The sequence below is a fragment of the candidate division TA06 bacterium genome (genome assembly GCA_016235665.1).
Lineage (GTDB): Bacteria > Edwardsbacteria > AC1 > AC1 > EtOH8 > UBA5202.
In genome coordinates this window covers 12172-30270 of the sequence record JACRJI010000016.1, presented here as the reverse complement: position 1 = coordinate 30270, position 18099 = coordinate 12172, and the positions used below count along the sequence as shown (strand labels likewise).

The window sequence follows — 18099 nt, the reverse complement described above, 5'->3', positions numbered from 1 at the left end:
GCTTACAAGTGTAAGCGCCGCTTTTTTGTTTGACAATCACACGGTATTTGCGGTATGATTAAAGGTTATAAAGGGTAATTCCAACTATTTACAGGGTTTCCGCCGATGAAACAAATAGCTTTTTTCGAGGACGAGGGCTATAAAGGCCTCTATCCCCTGACCTGTCTGCGGCCCGCCTGGGGTCTGCTTGTGGGGGGCTATTGCCTGAGGCACTCATCCCTCCTGAGGCTGGGCGCCAAGAAGGCGTTTTATTGGGTGTTGCCCGAGAGACAGGAGGTCTTAACGGCCGCCGGGCTGGAAGGCCAGGAGATAGCCCAGGCCGGTCTTCCCTTGCTTCTGATAAACGGCCGGGCCAGGCTTACCGCCCGGACCGTGAACTGGCTGAACAAGGCCGAAACCGACACCGTATTTCTATCCGGGCAAACAGTGGAAGCCTTTAAGATATTCGATAAGAATCTTTTGGAACTGGTCAAGAAGAACCAGCCCACGGCGGCCTTCATAGGTTCCCTGGCCAAAAAGATGCGGAGCTTTGAGACCAAGGACGAGATATTCAACCATCTGTGGGAACTGGTAAATTACAACAGCCGGGCCATAACGGAGGACTTTGATCTTTTCAAGGACGGCGGCGTCAAGCTGGACAAGGGGGTCCACCTGGTCGGCAAGCGCAAGGATGTCAAGATCGGCAAGGGGGCCCAGGTCCTGCCGGGGGTGGTGCTGGACGCAACCATGGGGCCGATAATCATCGACCCCAAAGCCAGGATCAACCCGCCCAGCTACATCCAGGGGCCATGCTACATCGGCCCGGAGTCGGTGATCGACGGGGCCCGGATCCGGCCCGGGGTGTCCATCGGACACCATTGCAAGATCGCGGGCGAGCTGGAGGGATCCGTGATCATGCACTACAGCAACAAGCACCACGACGGCTTTCTGGGCCACGCCTATCTGGGGTCCTGGGTCAACCTGGGGGCCCAGACCTGCAACTCCGACCTCAAGAACAATTACGGCAGCATCACGGTCTGGGCCAACGGGAAGTACGTGGATTCCAAGCAGATCAAGGCCGGCTGTTACATCGGGGACCACAGCAAGACCGCCATAGGCACCCTGATCAACACCGGGGCGGTGATCGGGACGGCCTGCAACGTCTTCGGCGGCCAGGTAAAAAAATATCTGCCGCCCTTCAGCTGGGGGTGCAGCGAAAAGCATTGGGAACACCAGCTGGACAAGGCCCTGGCCACCGCCCGGACGGTGATGAACCGCCGGGGGCAGCAGCTTGACCTTTTGCAGGAAAAATTGCTGGGGAAAATATTCACCGAATCACAGTCCGACCGGAACAAATCATCAGGGGAGCAAAGCAGATGAAAGCGGTGATAATGGCCGGAGGTTTCGGGACGCGGCTGCGCCCCCTGACCTGCACCCTGCCCAAGCCCATGGTGCCGATGGTAAACCGCCCGATGATGGAGCACATCATCCGGCTTTTGGCCGGACACGGCATCACCGAGATAGTGGCCGTGCTGTTCCACCAGGCCCAGGCCATCTCCGGCTATTTCGGGGACGGGTCCGGTCACGGGGTGAAGATAGAATACCTGAGGCCCGACGCCGACTACGGAACGGCCGGGGCGGTGGGCATGGCCCGGGACCTGCTGCAGGAGCCGTTCATAGTGATCTCCGGCGACCTGCTGACCGATTTTGACCTAAGCGAGATAATCAAGACCCATACCGACAGGAAGGCCCTGGCCACCATCACCCTGACCCGGGTCCAGAACCCGCTGGAATACGGGATCGTGATCACCGAGCCGGACGGGCGGATCGTGCGTTTCCTGGAAAAGCCCACCTGGGGCCAGGTCTTCTCGGACACCATCAACACCGGGATCTACATGTTCCAGCCGGAGATCTTTGACCTGATACCAAAGGCTAAGGAATTTGACTTCTCCCAGAACCTTTTCCCGGTGCTGCTTCAAAATAACCTGCCGCTGTACGGCCACGTGGCCTCGGGCTACTGGCGGGATGTGGGCAACATCGCGGAATACCGCCAGGCCCACTGGGATGCGCTTAAGGGCAATGTCAAGGTGGATGTGGACGGCGACCGGCTGAACCTGATCGGCAAGGACATCTGGGTGGGCAAGGGCTCCAGCATCCAGGCCAGGAACACCAATCTTTCCGGGGCCGTGATCCTGGGCAGGAACGTCAAAGTAGGCGAAGGCACCCATCTCCACGATGTGGTGATCGGCGACAACTGTCAGATAGGGCGGAACGCCTTCATCGAACACTCCATCGTCTGGGCGGACAGCACCATCGGGGACAGTGCCAGGGTGGACGGGGCCATCATCTGCGACGGGGCAAGGATCTCCGAGGGCGCGGGAATAGAACAGAATGCCATCATCAGCAGCCAGGTGCAGATCGGGGCCCGGGCCCAGGTGCTGGAGAACATCAAGATCTGGCCGGGCAAGGTGGTGGACGAGGACTCCATCCTGACCTCCAGCCTGATCTGGGGCGACCGCTGGCTGAAGGAATTCTTTGCCGGGCCGCGGGTGACCGGGCTGGCCAACACCGAGATGACGCCGGAGTTCGCGGCCAAGCTGGGGGCGGCCTACGGGGCCCTTTTGGGCCAGGGGGCCCTGGCGGCTACCAGCCGGGACGGGCACCCCGCCAGCCGGATGATAAACCGGGCCCTGCTGGCCGGACTGCTTTCCTCCGGGGTCAACGCCGAGGACCTGAGGTCCATGCCCATTCCCCTGCTGCGCTACCAGCTGAAATCAGGCAAGGAGATGGGCGGCATTCACGCCCGCAAATCGCCCTTCGATTCAAAATTCGTGGATATCATATTCTTTGACGGGGATGGCAAGGACCTGCCGCCCGCCAAGGTGAAAAGCCTGGAGAGGCTGTTCCTGCGCGAGGATTTCAAGCGGGCCGAGCCCAACGACACCGGACTGCTGGAGTTTCCCGAGAGGACCATCGAAAGCTACCGCGAAGGATTGCTTTCCTACATCAACACCCAGGCCATCAAAACGGCCGGCTTCAAGATAGTGATAGACTATGCCTGCGGGGCGGCATCCACCATCTTTCCCTCCATCCTGGGCGAACTGGGCCTGGAGGTCGTGGCCCTTAACGCCCAGCTCAACCCGGCCAAGATCACCAAGACCAAGGAGGATTTCGAGCAGTCCCAGGCCGGGCTGGCCGAGGCGGTGAAATCTCTCAAGGCCGACATCGGCTTTCTGCTGGACAGCGGGGCCGAGCGGGTGTTCCTGGTGGACGGCCGGGGCCGGATACTGAGCGGGGACGAAGCCCTGCTGGCCGTCTCGCTTTTGGTGATGAAGGGCCGGGCCATCAGATCCATAGCGGTGCCGGTGACCGCCTCCCGGGTGGTGGATGAGCTGGCCCAAAAATACGGAGTCAAGGTGCTGCGCAGCCGGATAGACAACCGGTCGCTGATGGAGATGGCTTCCGGGGAAGAGGTCGGATTCATCGCCAGCCGCCGGGCGGGCTTCATCTTCCCCGAGTTCCAGCCGGCCTTTGACGCCATGCTGACGGTCTGCAAGATCCTGGAGATGATGGCCCTTTCCCAGGCAAAGATAGAGGACCTTTCTTCCGAGATCCCCCAAAGCTTTTTGGCCAGGAAGAACATCGCCTGCCCCTGGAGCAAGAAAGGCGAGGTGCTGAGGGCGCTGATAGAGGACACCAAAGCGCACCAGGAACGGGAGATGATAGACGGGCTGAAGCTCTTCTTTGGTCGCGACTGGGTGCAGGTGATACCGGATCCCTACCGGGAGCTGTTCCACGTCAACGCCGAAGCGGACAGCCGGGAGCAGGCGGAGAAGATGGCTGAGGAGTATTTGAGCAAGATAACGGCCAGACTGGGCTGACGGGGCTTTAATTGGGACACGGGCTTCGGCAGGCTCAGCCGAACGATTTACACGGATTTGATGGAATTTAGTCGTGGTATACTGTAGGGGCGAGGCGTGCCTCGCCCGGGTAATGTTACGACGTATAACACCTGATAGGTTCTCTGGTGATCCAAACGCAATAATCCATTTCCCCAAAATGACCATGAAACACAAAATAATCCTGACGCTGGCGGTTGTCCTGTTGGTTGTGATGGGATTGACGATCTACAATAATTTTTTCAGCCCGCAGGCCAGGATCAAGTCCGCCATGGAAAAGACGGTCAAGGCGTTCCTTAAAAAGGACCGGACCTTCATCATGTCCAACATCGATGAGGAGTTCAGCCAGGGCGCCATGACCAAGGCCAAGGCCGACACCGCGCTGACAATGTTCTTTATGGAGTTTGAAAAAGTAAAAGTGGTGATGGATGACCAAAAGGTACTGGTTCAGGAAGACACCGCGGTGGACGCCATCAAGGTGATAGTAGTGGTGGCCCGGGGCGGGGAACAGGGGTTTTTGCTGGGTTCGTTCGGCAATCCCCAGGTATTGGCGGTCAAGTTCAAGCACCGGGACAAGTGGAGGATAACCGGGGTCGAAGGTTTGCCTGGATACTGAGGTATAGTGAAAGGTAGGCTGAAAGACACCGAACATAAGTTTAAGTCCGGTGTTTTTTGTTGACCTCACCTCTGTCGCTGGCAGTCGTATTCTCGCCGTGGATAATTAAATAAAAAACATGAGAAAAGGGATATGTAATGAAGATAACTTTTCTTCCCAAGGATTTCATGATCAATATCTGCCGGAAGGTCAACACGAATATTGAGTCTGACTTTTTAGTGCGAGCGATAAGGATCAAGAATACGACACCAGATACTATTGTGACAAACAAAATAGTATTTGATATTAAGATAAAGGGCAAAATTGTAAAACAGATGGTCTATACCTCAGGATGTCTGAAATCTTTGACAAAAAAGCTTGTGGAAAGAGTGGCTCGCATTAGCAGTTCCCCGGCTCAAATATCTCAACTAATCTTAGGGACTGAAAAATTATGGGACAATGATAACATGTCCAATGAAACAATTTTAAAGCCAGGTCAGGAAACCGGCATTCTACAAGAACATTTTAGAATTCTCAATCAATCACCTGTTGATGAATGCGTTGTGTCGGTACATTATCTTCAAGCAGGTAAAGAGAAAAAGGCGGTTTCCAGGATCCCGATCGTTAAGTATGAGAATAAAAACAGATATATATTCCCGCTGAAGGGGGCATGGTTGGCTATCAACAATTACGACAATATTTATATACATCGCCAGTGCTATGGCCAGGAATTTGCCATGGACTTTATTCAGATCACCAAAGACTTCAAGTTCTGTTCAAAAAAGAAAACAGCCAACAAAGATTATCCAGGTTACGGAAAGAACATCCATGCCGTTGCTGGCGGCAAGGTGGTAGATTGCTTTAACGATATTCCTGAAAACCCCCGGGGATTTGGTTCCCGTCTGCCGAAACATGAATGGGACAGACTCCGCGAAAAATGTGGCTTTGTCGCTGCGTTGGCCGGCAATTATATAGTACTTAAGCATAAAGGGAATGAATATTCTTGCTATGCCCATTTGATCCCCGGAAGCTTAACAGTAAAAAATGGCCAGGCTGTAAAACAAGGGCAAATTATCGGACGATTGGGTAACTCAGGCAATTCCGATGCCCCGCATCTTCACTTTCAGTTAATGAATGGACCAAGCATATTGACTGGCCGGGGGTTGCCTTGCCGGTTCAATAATCTGAAGGACATTTGTGGAGAACCGGTGCCTTTCATCGAGGAAAACAATTCAATGGTGCATGCCGGATAGAATTGAAAGTAAAGGCAGTGAGGATCCTTGAAAATATCCGAATAACATGAGAATACAACATGGCGTTTCCAAATCTAAAAAATAAGCACGCCCAGGAAGCGATGTTCGCCCCCCGTGACTTCATTGCCTATCAAAAAAAGAGGGGAAGGGGGCCAAGTTTCAAAATACCGGACGGGATCATCCTTTGCTACCAGCCGAGCTTGATGAAACACATCCTGGAAAAGCACAAGACCACCAAGACCGATGAAATGTGCCGGGGCATGCTTTTGCTGGATGAGACCGGTGGCCGGGTGGCCGTGATCGGCGGCTTTGGGTTTGGCGCTCCGGCGGTAGTGACGCGGGTGGAAGAATTAATAGCCTGGGGCGTTAAAAAGTTCATCTCCATTGGCACCGCCGGGACTTTGCAGAAGAATATCAAGATCGGCGACCTGATCGTTTGCGACAGGGCCATCAGGGACGAAGGAACGTCCTACCATTACCTGAAGCCGGCAAAATATTCCTGCGCTTCCAGGGAACTGACCTCTAAGATAAAAAAGACGCTGGATGGACTGAAATTCAAATATACGACCGGGACCAGCTGGACCATTGATGCCCCTTACCGGGAAACGGTGGCCGAGGCCAGGCAGTATCAGAAAGAGGGGGTGGCCACGGTGGAGATGGAGGCCTCCGCCTTGTTCGCTGTGGCGCAATACCGCAAGGTGGAATTGAGCGCCTTGTTCACCATCAGCGATTCTTTGGCTGAGATGCAATGGAAACCGAAATTCCATTTGAAAAAGACCGACCGTGGGTTGGAGACGATATACAAGGTGGCTTTAACGGCGCTGCTTGATTAGTTGATCGAGAAAACAATTTAAAAGGAATAAATATATGTCCGAACATTTTGAACAGGTGCCGGAGCGGGCCGAGCGGCTTCACAAACTGGAAGAACTCCGCAAGTTGGGGATCAACCCCTATCCCGCCAAATACCAGGCCACTCATACCGCCGCCCAGATACTAAAGGACGCCGATCAGTTCATCGTTTCCCAGGAAACGGTGGACATCGCCGGGCGGATCACCGCGGTGCGGGGGCACGGCAAGGCCTCGTTCTTCCAGCTGTCCGATCCCAGCGGCAAGATCCAGTGCTACGCCAAGCTGGACATAGTGGGGGCCGAAGCCTACCAGGCCTTCAAGCTGTACGACATCGGCGACTTCGTGGGCGTCCAGGGCCCGGTGTTCAAGACCCACACCGGCGAGTTCACCGTCCAGGCCCAGAAGCTGACCCTGCTCTCCAAATCGCTGCTGCCCCTGCCGGAAAAATACCACGGCCTGCAGAACGTGGACACCCGGTTCCGCAAACGCTACCTGGACCTGATAGCCAACCCCGAGGTTAAGGAGCTGTTCATCAAAAGGACAAAATTCGTCAAATCCCTGCGGGATTTTCTGGACTCCAGGGGCTTCATGGAAGTGGAGACCCCGGTGATGGAGCTGGTTCCCGGCGGGGCCGACGCCCAGCCCTTCATCACCCATCACAACACTTTGGACCTGGACCTGTTCCTGCGGATCTCGCTGGAACTGCACCTTAAGCGCCTGATCGTGGGCGGTTACCCCAAGGTCTACGAGATAGGGCGGGTTTTCCGCAACGAGGGGATGAGCACCCAGCATCTGCAGGAGTTCACCTTAATGGAGTTCTACTGGGCCTACGTGGATTACCAGACGCTGATGGACTTCACTGAGGAGATGTACTGCCATATCATAAAAGAGACATTTGGGACGCTGGAGATAAAATACCAGGACCAAGTATTGAACTTCAACCGTCCCTGGCCCCGCTACGATTACCGCCAGCTGCTGATAGACAAGGCCGGGATAGACCTGGACAAATTCCCCACCGCCGAGTCACTTAAACCGGAGCTGGAGAAGCACGGCATCAAGCCCGACCCCAAGCTGGGCCGGGGCCGGCTGATAGACCAGCTCTACAAGAAGATGATCCGGCCCAGCCTGATCCAGCCCTGTTTCCTGATAGATCATCCCCTGGACATCTCGCCCCTAGCCAAGAAGCACGCCGATCGCCCCAATTACACCCAGCGCTTCCAGCCCATCTTCGCCGGGGCCGAGATCGGCAACGCCTTCTCGGAGCTGAACGACCCGCTGGACCAGCGGATCAGGTTCGAGGAGCAGGCCAGGCTAAGGGAAAAGGGCGACGCCGAGGCCCAGATGTACGACGCCGACTTTGTGGAAGCTTTGGAACACGGCATGCCCCCCTGCGGCGGGTTTGGGGTGGGGATAGACAGGTTCTTTGCCATCGTCAGCAACTCGGAGACGGTGCGCGAGGTGGTATTCTTCCCGACCATGAAACCGGAGTGACCCGGACAATTAACAATTCACAGTTTACAATTTACAGTCGGTTAAATGTCCTACGAGTTTTTCATAGCCAAAAGGTATTTCAAGGCCAAACGGCGGACCGGGTTCATCTCGGTGATGAGCGTGCTGTCGTTTGCCGGGGTGACGGTGGGCGTGGCCGCCCTGCTGACGGTGCTTTCGGTGATGAACGGGGCCCAGACCGAGCTGCGCAACAAGATCCTGGGCACCACCGCCCACGTCATAATCCTGAAATACCAGAACCAGTCCATCACCGGATACCGGGAACTGGTGCCTAAGATCAACGCACTGCCCGAAGTGATCAGCAGTTCACCCTTCATCTACACCAAGTGCATGGTGGCCAAACGGGACAAAGTGGACGGGCTGGTGCTGAGGGGGGTGGACCCGGAGCTGGAGCACGGTGTCACCGACATTTCCAGGAACATGGTGGCCGGGGAGCTGAAGTTCGATACCATGTCCTCCGGCCTGCCGGGGATCATCCTTGGTTTGGACCTGGCTGACCGGCTGGGGGCCTATCTGGGCGACACCCTGACGGTAACCTCGTCCCAGTCCATGAAAGCCACTCCCTTCGGGCTGATCCCCAAGACCAGGCGCTTCATTTTGACCGGCATCTTCGACGCCGGGATGTACGAGTACAACTCCACCATGGGATACATCGGGCTGGACCAGGCCCAAAGTTTTCTGGAGATGGGCCCGGCGGTCACCGGGATCGAGGTCAGGATCAAGGACATCTATCAGGCCCCTGAGGTTGGCAAGAAGATCACAACACTGCTGGGCCCGCAATACCGCTATAATGACTGGATCCACCTGAACTGGAGCCTGTTCTCGGCCCTAAAGCTGGAGAAGACGGCCATGTTCCTGATCCTGGCCCTGATCATCATCGTGGCGGCGCTGAACATCATCAGCAGTCTGATCATGACCGTGATCGAGAAGACCCGGGAGATCGGGATACTTAAATCCATGGGGGCCACCTCCAGAAGCATCATGAAGATATTCATGTTCCAGGGGCTGCTGGTGGGCGGCATCGGCACAGTCCTGGGCATGGGGCTGGGATACTCTCTGTGCCTGCTTTTGGCCAAATACCAGTTCGTGACCCTGCCGGCAGACGTTTATTTCATCAACAAACTGCCGGTGCAGATGCAGGCCGGGGATTTTGTCCTGGTCTCGGTTTCCACCATACTGATAACTTTCCTGGCGGCCCTTTATCCGGCCTACAAGGCTTCGCGGCTGGATCCGATAGAGGCGATCAGGTACGAATGAAACAAATAAAAAATCAAAAATCAAAAACAAAATACTTTAGTATGCAAAACCACAGAGCCAAAATATATTTTATAACGCTCGGTTTCATACTTCACTTCTCTTCTATGTGCAATGCTGCGCTGAACCAGGAGTACCTGCTGGGCGAGAAGATCGACCGGGTCAAGCTGATAGTTTACGGCACAGTCAAAGAGATCCGGCCGATAGCAGCCAAGGTCAACGCCAAGTCCCGGGACAGCGTGATCACCAGCGATTACCTTTATAAGGTGGAATGGGAACAGTCCCTAAAAGGCCCGTTAAATCCCAAGGCCAAGGACAGGATCATTTACCTCCTGCAGACCGACGAGTATAAGAGCGCCAAGCGCATTTTGACCGAAGGGCAAAAGGTTTTGTTCTTCTTGTCGCAAGGCACTTCATCCGCCAGCTATCTGTCCAAGAACAAGATCAACCCCAAAAGCTGTTACAGCCTTTTCGGCGGCAAGCAGGGCGCAGTGATCCTGTCCGATACCGCACTGCCTGCTTATGCCAAGGCCATTACCGGATACAGTAATGCCAAAAAAGCCAAACCCAAACAGCGCCCGGCCAAATGGGCTGCCCTGCTGGGGCAGGAACCGGCAGGGATAAGGGAAAGCGCTTTGTCGGAACTTTTGGGAACCGTCTATTATCCGGCCGAGCCGGCCCTGATCAAAATATTGGGAGACTCCAATCTTTCCTCGCTGGCCTTTCAGAATCTGCAGAACTATTCCCCGGACTCCCTGTCCCTGCACTTGGACAGCCTGATGGTTCACAAAAGATCCAAGGCCCGGATAGTGAAGATCAATCTCCTGAAGGTCATCGCCCCCATCCGCCAGGAACAGGTTTTCAAGCACCTGCTGAAATCGCTGAAGGACGATGATTTCGAGATAAGGGCCTGCGCCGCCCGGGGCCTGGACGGCTGGAACGACAAGAAGGCGGTGAAATCCCTGAAGAAAGCCCTGGAGGACGAGGACGATTACGTGCGCCTGGCGGCCTATGAGGCCTTGCTGAAGCAGGGTTTTAAGATAGAGAAGAAAGAGGGCGGGAGGTACAAGATAACCGGGGAGCCCCAAAAGTGACCTCTCCCTTTTATCCCTCCCCTGGGAGGGGAGGGAATACTGTGATCTCTCCCCTTCCAGGGGAGAGGCAGGAGAGAGGTCAAAATAATATCACACATTACCCCTTGCTATGCCAATTAAACCTAAACAAAGCGTAACCCGTTTTCAGAGAGTGAACCCGGAAAAGCTGGCCCTGGCCAAGGCGTTGCGTCGCAATATGACCTTGGCCGAATGCTGTTTTTGGAATGCAGTCAGGGCCAACAAAATCGATGGTATGCATTTCCACCGTCAGCAGGTCATAGATGGATTCATTGCCGACTTTTATTGCGGCGACCAGAGGCTGGTGGTGGAGATAGACGGCGGGATCCATGAAACCCAGAAAGACTACGACAACATGAGAGAAAATGCTTTAAAGAAAAACGGATTGAGGATTATCCGGTTCTCAAACCAAGAAGTGATCAACAACATCGATCTGGTCATTCAAAAATTGAAAATATATGTCAGGGAAATATTAACCAGGCAACGGGCATTATTTTATCCGCCTACGCAGAACACCACCCCGATTTATCGGGGTGGATGAATGCGATAGAAAAGATGCTTCGGCGGATGTCGCCGATAAAATATAGCGAACAGCCCAGCTCACGGCGGGGTAACTTAGGTCTTGGTACCACGGGCTATGCCCATGGGGCTTTATAAACAAAAAACCACAATATAAATGTAATTGGAACCCATGTCAAATAACAACGACAAAATGATCCGGAACATAGCCATCATTGCCCACGTGGACCACGGCAAGACCACCCTGGTGGACGCCCTGCTCCGGCAGAGCGGCACATTCCGCGACAACGAAGAAGTGCCGGAACTGGTGATGGACTCCAACCCCCTGGAACGGGAGCGGGGGATCACCATCTTCTCCAAGAACGCCTCCATTCATTACCGGGGATACAAGATCAACATCGTGGACACACCGGGCCATGCCGACTTCGGCTCCGAGGTGGAGCGGGTGCTTTCCATGGTGGACGGAGTGCTGCTACTGGTGGACGCGGTGGACGGCCCCATGCCCCAGACCCGCTTCGTGCTTTCCAAGTCGCTGAAGCTGAACCTCAAGCCCATCGTGGTGATCAACAAGGTGGACCGGACCGAGTCCCGGCCCCACTGGGCGCTTGACCAGATCTTCGATCTGTTCGTCTCGCTGGACGCCAGCGACGAGCAGCTGGATTTTCCGGTGGTCTATTCCTCGGGCAAGAACGGCACCGCCACCAACGACCTGCAGCATCCCCAGAAGAACATCCTGCCGCTGTTGGACACCATAGTGGACAAGGTGCCGGAGCCCCAGGGCAATCCCGGAGAGCCTTTCCAGATGCTGGTGACCTCCATCGACTACAATGATTACGTGGGCCGGATGGCCATCGGCCGCATCCTGCACGGCTCCATCAGGGTGGCGGGCAAGGCCTCCAGGATCAGGCGCGACGGCAGCATCGAGACCGGCAAGATCACCAAGCTCTACGGTTTTGAAGGCCTGAAACGGATCGAGATCGAGGAGGCCGGCTCCGGCGACATCGTGGCCATGGCGGGCTTCGAGGACGTGGACATCGGCGAGACCATAGCCGACCCCGAGAAGCCCGAGGCTTTGCACTATGTGGACATAGACCTGCCCACCATCGCCATGCTGTTCTCGGTCAACACCAGCCCCTTTGCCGGGCAGGAGGGCCAGTACGTGACCTCCCGCCAGCTGCGGGACCGGCTGTACCGTGAGCTGAAATCCAACGTGGGACTCAAGATCGACGACACCGGCTCGCCCGATTCCATGAAGGTCTCGGGGCGGGGCGAGCTGCACCTCTCCATCCTGATAGAGACCATGCGGCGCGAGGGCTACGAGCTGGCGGTCTCCCGGCCCGAGGTGATCATGCGGGAGATCGAGGGCAAGCTGTGCGAGCCATTTGAATACCTGGTGATAGATGTGGACGACGCCTACGTGGGCCCGGTGATGGAGCGGCTGGGCGGACGCAAGGCCGAGATGCAGAACATGAAGGCCGACGGCAAGGGCCGCACCCGGCTGGAATTCATCATACCGGCCCGGGGACTGATAGGATTCAGGGGCCAGTTTTTGACCGACACCCGGGGCACCGGGATCATGCACCACAATTTCGAAAGCTACCAGCCCTACAAGGGCGAGATCAACACCACCCAGAACGGGGTGCTGGTGGCCATGGAGACCGGGGTGGCCGCCTCCTATTCTCTGGACGGCATCCAGGAGCGGGGGATGATGTTCGTGGGGCCGGGCGACAGGGTCTACGAGGGCATGATAGTGGGCGAGCGGCCCAAGGAGAACGACCTGGTGGTCAACCTGACCAAGCAAAAAAAGCTTGGCAACCAGCGGTCCTCCGGCTCGGAGGAGGCCATCCGGCTGACCCCGCCCAAGATCATGACCCTGGAGGAGGCGCTGGAGTTCATTGCCGACGACGAGCTGGTGGAGGTGACCCCCAAGTCCATCCGGCTGCGCAAGAAGATCCTGGCCGACATAGACCGCAGAAGGGCCAGAAGGGTGAAGCCGGAGGAAATGGAGTAACGGGCGATAACCGTAAGGGCAATTCATGAATTGCCCCAACAAATATAGGAGAAGCCATGAACGACGAGAAGAAACAAACCGTTTCCTTAGCCGGGTCCAAGATATCCCGGCCGGTCTTCAATGCCTTGGCCCTGGTATTGGTGGCGGCCCTGCTGAACCTGACCCTGGGATGCACAGGCAATCCAAGTTATGTAAGACGAAACGAGGTGGACAGTGAGGTGCAAAGCATGGTTATTAATCAGGGAAAAAGCGTTTACCTGCACACCAATGATGACATCCTTCATCTTTCATGGGTTACGGCCAAAGATAGTGTGTTCTCGGCAAAGGCGATAGGTACGGCTGATAATTTTGTCGGTTATTATCTGGTGACGAACCGTGACGGGTCTTCGACCCATGTTAATATTCCCGATCCCAACATGGTGGATATATACGTTACAAAATATGATAAGGATAGTTTGGGGAACATCAGTTTTAAGTTCAGCGATGTCAGGAAGGTCTTATATTCGGTCAGCGAGATAGATATAGCGTCAAGTATTGTTGCAGGAGCCGGGATAGGACTCTGTATTTTTGTGCTGATCGCATTATCTGCTAAAGGTGAATCCTGTCCTTTTATCTATGCTTACGAAAACGGCCAATACAAATTCATCGGCGAGATATACAGCGGAGCCACCTATCCTTCGCTGGAGCGGCACGATTACCTGGCACTGGGCGGCCTGCAACCCACTGACGGCCAGTACCGGATCAAGATCGCCAATAAGGTAAAGGAGATACAGCACACCAACCTGGCCGAGCTGGTGGTGGTCGATCATCCACGGGACACAAAAGTCGTAATGGACAAGAACGGGGCCTGCCAGACGATGAGCAAAATCCAAGCTCCGGTCCAGGCAGTGAATCTCAGGGGCAAGGATGTGCGCCTGGAATTGTCAAACCAGGATACCATTAGCTACAGCGGAGAAGGGGCCATCGAGAGTCAAACTGAGACCGACGGTGTAGTTCTTACTTTTGACCGCCCGGCCGGGGCTGGTAGCGCCAAACTGCTGCTTAGAGCCAAGAACAATCTTTGGATAGACTACACCTTCAAGCGTTTTCACGAACTGTTCGGCAGCTATTACCACAAGTGGGAGGACAGGCAGTTAAAGGTTTCCGGGGATTCGATCAGCAGTTGGATGGCCGCCCAGGGAGTATTTCTGCAGGTGTTTCTTAAAAAGAACGGGGTTTGGGAACGGGTGGACCAGTTCAACCTGCCGGGTCCCATGGCCTACCGGGAGGATGTGCTGGCGCTGGACATCTCTGGCGCCGATCCCGGGCCGCTGGAAGTAAAACTGGAAGCCGGGACCCTGTTCTGGGAACTGGATTACGCCGGGATCGATTTTTCTTCCAATACGGATGTAAAGACAACAGTGGTTCCCATTACGCAGGCCATCACGGACAAGGGAATAGATGTCGCCCCGCTATTGGCTGCAGATGACGGGAAATATTATTCCCAGCCCCAGATCGGCGATGAGGCGGTGCTGACCTTCGCCGCCCCGGCGGAAGCGGGCATGAGCCGGTCGGTATTCTTGCACAGCAAAGGCCATTACAAGATACTGCAGGATCCCAAAGGCAGGCCGGACCGCAAGTATCTGGAGGCTTTTCTTCAGCCGGGCAGATTGAACCGGTTCTCCCTGGAATTGCTGAGCTCAGGGCTGCAAGGGATCAAGAATTAGTCCGGCAACCAATACATTATGCTGATAAGCTCAACTTCGAAAAACAATAATGTCCTGTGCGGCCTGTTGTGGGGGATGTTGAAGCGCATTCTCCGCCGCGAACCGAACCCGTTACGCGCCTTGTCCCTGCTTGCCCGGATGCTGAAAAGAAGGCGGGCGATCCTTGATTCGCCCAAGGGCAGCCGGTATGTCCATTCCCAAGGCCGCTATTTTTGGGAGTCCGACGCGCCGGGCTGGCCCTCCGCCGCCTTTGACAAGTATATAGATAACGAGTTGGGACGCTATCTGCCGGATCGGCCGGAGGGGATACCCCTGCAGACGGTGATATTCGCCATCACCAGCCGCTGTCCCCTGCAGTGCCGGCATTGCTACGAATGGGACAACCTGGTCGCCGGGGAGCACCTGTCGCCGGCGGATCTGGTAACCATTATGGACAAGATCCGGGGACAGGGCATCCGCCATGTCCAGCTGAGCGGGGGAGAGCCGTTGATCCGTTTTGATGACCTGCTTCATCTGACGAATAGATACGGCCGGGACATGGATATTTGGATCCTTACTTCCGGTTTCGGTTTGACCGCCGAAAAAGCGGAGGCTTTGTCAAAAGCCGGATTGACCGGGGCCAATATCAGCCTGGACCATTGGGACCCGGTTCAGCACAATACTTTCAGGAACCATCAACAGTCATTTTACTGGGCCAAGGAAGCGGCCGCCAACTGCCGCAGGGCCGGACTGGCGGTCAGCCTTTCGCTTTGCGCCACCAGGTCCTTCGTCACCCAGGAGAATCTTGACAGATATTTGGCTCTGTCCAAAGAATGGCAGGTTGATTTCATCAGGATCCTGGAACCCAGACAGGCCGGCCGCTTTATTGGGCAGGAGGTGGAGCTTACCAAGCCGGAAACGGATCTGCTGGATTCATTTTATATAAACACCAATTCGGGCTCAGCCCGTCTGCTGCATCCCATCGTTTCCTATCCCGGCTATTATCAGCGCCGGACCGGCTGTTTTGGGGCCGGGGACCGCTACCTGTATATAGACTCCCGGGGCGATTTCCACGCCTGTCCGTTTTGCCTGGGGAAAAAGGGCAATGCCCTTAAGGATTCTTTTGAAACGGCCATAGCGGCCATGAAGCAGCAAGGTTGTCATGCTTTCCCTTCCAACAAAGGGTAGACAAAATATCGTGAAACATCCATAACGAGCCTTTATGAGCATCACCAAAAAGAACGTGGCCTGGATGACACTGGCCGGCGGCCTGGTAATTTTCGTGCTGAAGTTGGCGGCCTATTATCTCTCGGGCTCGGTGGCCCTGCTTTCCGACGCCTTGGAATCCATCGTAAATCTGTTGGCTTCGGGGATGATGATCTACGCCGTCTACCTTTCCGGGGAACCGGCCGACCGCACCCACAATTATGGACACCAGAAGGTGGAGAACATCTCCAGCCTGATAGAAGGGATACTGATCCTGGTGGCCGCGGTGATGATAGCGGAAAAGGCGGTGGGCCGGCTGATCAACCCGGCGGAGCTTACCAACATCAACTTTGCGCTGATCATCTCCCTGGCCGCCACCTCCCTGAACGGCCTGCTTTCCTGGCTGCTTTTTCGAACCGCCCGCAAATTCGGGTCCCTGGCCCTGGAGGGGGATTCCAAACACCTGCTTTCCGATGTGCTTTCCTCTGCGGCGGTGGCGGCCGGGCTGTTTCTGGCCAAGTTTACCGGCTGGCATTTTCTGGATTCGGTCCTGGCCCTGGCCGTGTCCGGTCTGCTGATCAAGATGGCCATCGAACTGATGAAAAAGTCCTCCACCGGATTGATGGACCAGTCCTGCCCGGAGGAGGAGGCCCGGATCATCGAGGTGCTGAAGCGGCACGACCAGCTGTTCGTGGATTATCACGACATCAAGACCAGGCGCAGCGGCAGCCGGGTCTTTGCCGAGTTCCACCTTTCGGTGAAGGGCGAAAAAACGGTGGAGGAGGCCCATAACCTGACGGACCATCTGGAGGAAGAACTGGGCCAGGAGCTGCCCGAGGTCAGTCTGACCATCCACGTGGAGCCGCCCCAGCACTAATAAAGTAAGGGCAGGCAGCTGTCCGCTCCCTATAAGAAAGGGCAATTCATCCTACTACGCCACCGTTAGCGGCTACGTCGGACAGGTGTATTGCCCCAACGCAAGGACATGGCATTCCATGTCCCGGCAAAGAAAGAAGAAATGCAAAAGATCACTTTACGCAAAAACCAGGAACGTCGGATCAAGTCCGGGCATCCATGGGTATTCTCCAACGAGATAGACAAACTGCCGGACAACCTGACGCCGGGGCAGACCGCCCAGGTCTACGACAGCCGGGGCTACATAGTTGGCTCCGGGTTCTACAATCCCAAATCGCTGATCGCCGTCCGGCTGTATGCCAGGGGCGCCCTGGAGCTGGACCTGGAGTTGATGGTCACCAAGATCTCCGCCGCCGCCCGGCTCAGGCAGTCCGTTTATCCCGGAAGCTCGGACTACCGCCTGTTGTACGGCGAGTCCGACGGCCTGCCCGGCCTGCTGGTCGACCGCTACGGCGACCAGCTGGTGATGGAGATCATGTCCTTGGGCATGGACATCCGGCGCGATCTCATTGTCGAAGCACTGACCGAAGTGCTGCACCCGGCCTGCATCTACGAGCGGAGCGACAGCTACTCCCGGGTGCTGGAAGGCTTAAGGGAGACCGAGAGCGTGCTGCTGGGGGCGCTTAAGCCCGAGGTGGTGATAGAGGAGAACGGGCTAAAATTCGCCGTCAACATCAAGCACGGCCAGAAGACAGGGTGGTTCTACGACCAGCGCGACAACCGGCTGGCCTTGCGCCAGTATGTCAAGGGCAAGAGCGTGCTGGACTGTTTCTGCCACACCGGGGGCTTTGCCCTTAACGCCGCGGCCGCCGGGGCCAAATCCGTCCTGGGGCTGGACATCTCGGACCGGGCGATCGAGCAGGCCATCAAAAGCGCCGGGCTGAACAATCTTTCCGGCCTCTGCCAGTTCGAGTCGGCCGACGTGCTGCACACCTTAAAGGAGCGGGTGGAGAGCGGGGAAAAATACGACGTGGTAATCCTGGATCCGCCGGCCTTCGCCAAGAACAAGAAATCTATCGAGTCGGCCCTAAAGGGCTACAAGGAGATAAACTTAAGGGCCATGAAACTGCTTTCCCCCGGCGGGATCCTGCTTTCCTGCTCCTGCTCCTACCACGTGGACGACGAGCAGTTCAAGGTGATGCTGGTGGACGCGGCCCGGGATGCTAACCGGACCCTGAAACTGCTGGAGTTCCGGCACCAGTCCAAGGACCACCCGGTGCTTTTAGCCTGCCGGGAGACCCAGTATCTGAAGTGCGCCATCATGGTGGTGGAGTGACCTCACCCCGTCCCTCTTCTAATGCCTTAGGAGAGGG

14 protein-coding genes are annotated in these 18099 nt (G+C 55.9%); all 14 read left to right on the top strand.

Annotated features, from left to right (window positions below; all coding sequences use genetic code 11):
• Positions 1 to 105: 105 nt before the first annotated feature.
• Positions 106 to 1359 (top strand): hypothetical protein, encoded by a 1254-nt coding sequence (locus HZA73_10550; GenBank protein MBI5806466.1) that lies wholly within the window; start codon positions 106 to 108, stop codon positions 1357 to 1359.
• Complete coding sequence (locus HZA73_10545) at positions 1356 to 3860, top strand: NTP transferase domain-containing protein (GenBank protein ID MBI5806465.1); 2505 nt, start codon at positions 1356 to 1358, stop codon at positions 3858 to 3860. The genes HZA73_10550 and HZA73_10545 overlap by 4 nt, the downstream gene beginning before the upstream one ends.
• 184 nt (positions 3861 to 4044) lie before the next feature.
• Positions 4045 to 4494, top strand: a complete 450-nt coding sequence (locus HZA73_10540; protein MBI5806464.1) for a hypothetical protein — start codon at positions 4045 to 4047, stop codon at positions 4492 to 4494.
• Positions 4495 to 4631: 137 nt separating this feature from the next.
• A complete protein-coding gene (locus HZA73_10535; GenBank protein ID MBI5806463.1) occupies positions 4632 to 5726 on the top strand; it encodes a M23 family metallopeptidase in 1095 nt (364 codons plus the stop codon).
• A gap of 59 nt (positions 5727 to 5785) precedes the next feature.
• The gene (locus HZA73_10530; protein ID MBI5806462.1) at positions 5786 to 6559 is read left to right on the top strand and encodes a nucleoside phosphorylase; all 774 of its coding nucleotides are present in this window, start codon (positions 5786 to 5788) and stop codon (positions 6557 to 6559) included.
• Positions 6560 to 6593: 34 nt separating this feature from the next.
• Positions 6594 to 8066, top strand: coding sequence for a lysine--tRNA ligase (gene lysS, locus HZA73_10525; protein ID MBI5806461.1), 1473 nt, complete (start codon positions 6594 to 6596; stop codon positions 8064 to 8066).
• Positions 8067 to 8111: 45 nt separating this feature from the next.
• Positions 8112 to 9341, top strand: a complete 1230-nt coding sequence (locus HZA73_10520) for a lipoprotein-releasing ABC transporter permease subunit (GenBank protein MBI5806460.1) — start codon at positions 8112 to 8114, stop codon at positions 9339 to 9341.
• Positions 9342 to 9445: 104 nt separating this feature from the next.
• The gene (locus tag HZA73_10515; GenBank protein ID MBI5806459.1) at positions 9446 to 10432 is read left to right on the top strand and encodes a HEAT repeat domain-containing protein; all 987 of its coding nucleotides are present in this window, start codon (positions 9446 to 9448) and stop codon (positions 10430 to 10432) included.
• 109 nt (positions 10433 to 10541) lie between these two features.
• Positions 10542 to 10991: a DUF559 domain-containing protein gene (locus tag HZA73_10510; protein ID MBI5806458.1), complete on the top strand. Its 450-nt coding sequence runs from the start codon at positions 10542 to 10544 to the stop codon at positions 10989 to 10991.
• 150 nt (positions 10992 to 11141) lie between these two features.
• A complete protein-coding gene (gene typA, locus HZA73_10505; protein ID MBI5806457.1) occupies positions 11142 to 12980 on the top strand; it encodes a translational GTPase TypA in 1839 nt (612 codons plus the stop codon).
• A 56-nt stretch (positions 12981 to 13036) separates the two neighbouring features.
• Positions 13037 to 14686 (top strand): hypothetical protein, encoded by a 1650-nt coding sequence (locus tag HZA73_10500; GenBank protein MBI5806456.1) that lies wholly within the window; start codon positions 13037 to 13039, stop codon positions 14684 to 14686.
• Between the two features lie 138 nt (positions 14687 to 14824).
• Positions 14825 to 15853 carry a radical SAM protein gene (locus tag HZA73_10495; GenBank protein MBI5806455.1) on the top strand — a complete coding sequence of 343 codons (1029 nt, stop codon included), beginning with the start codon at positions 14825 to 14827 and terminating at the stop codon, positions 15851 to 15853.
• Between the two features lie 34 nt (positions 15854 to 15887).
• Positions 15888 to 16748 carry a cation transporter gene (locus HZA73_10490; protein MBI5806454.1) on the top strand — a complete coding sequence of 287 codons (861 nt, stop codon included), beginning with the start codon at positions 15888 to 15890 and terminating at the stop codon, positions 16746 to 16748.
• A 141-nt stretch (positions 16749 to 16889) separates the two neighbouring features.
• The gene (locus HZA73_10485) at positions 16890 to 18062 is read left to right on the top strand and encodes a class I SAM-dependent rRNA methyltransferase (protein ID MBI5806453.1); all 1173 of its coding nucleotides are present in this window, start codon (positions 16890 to 16892) and stop codon (positions 18060 to 18062) included.
• Positions 18063 to 18099 lie beyond the last annotated feature (37 nt).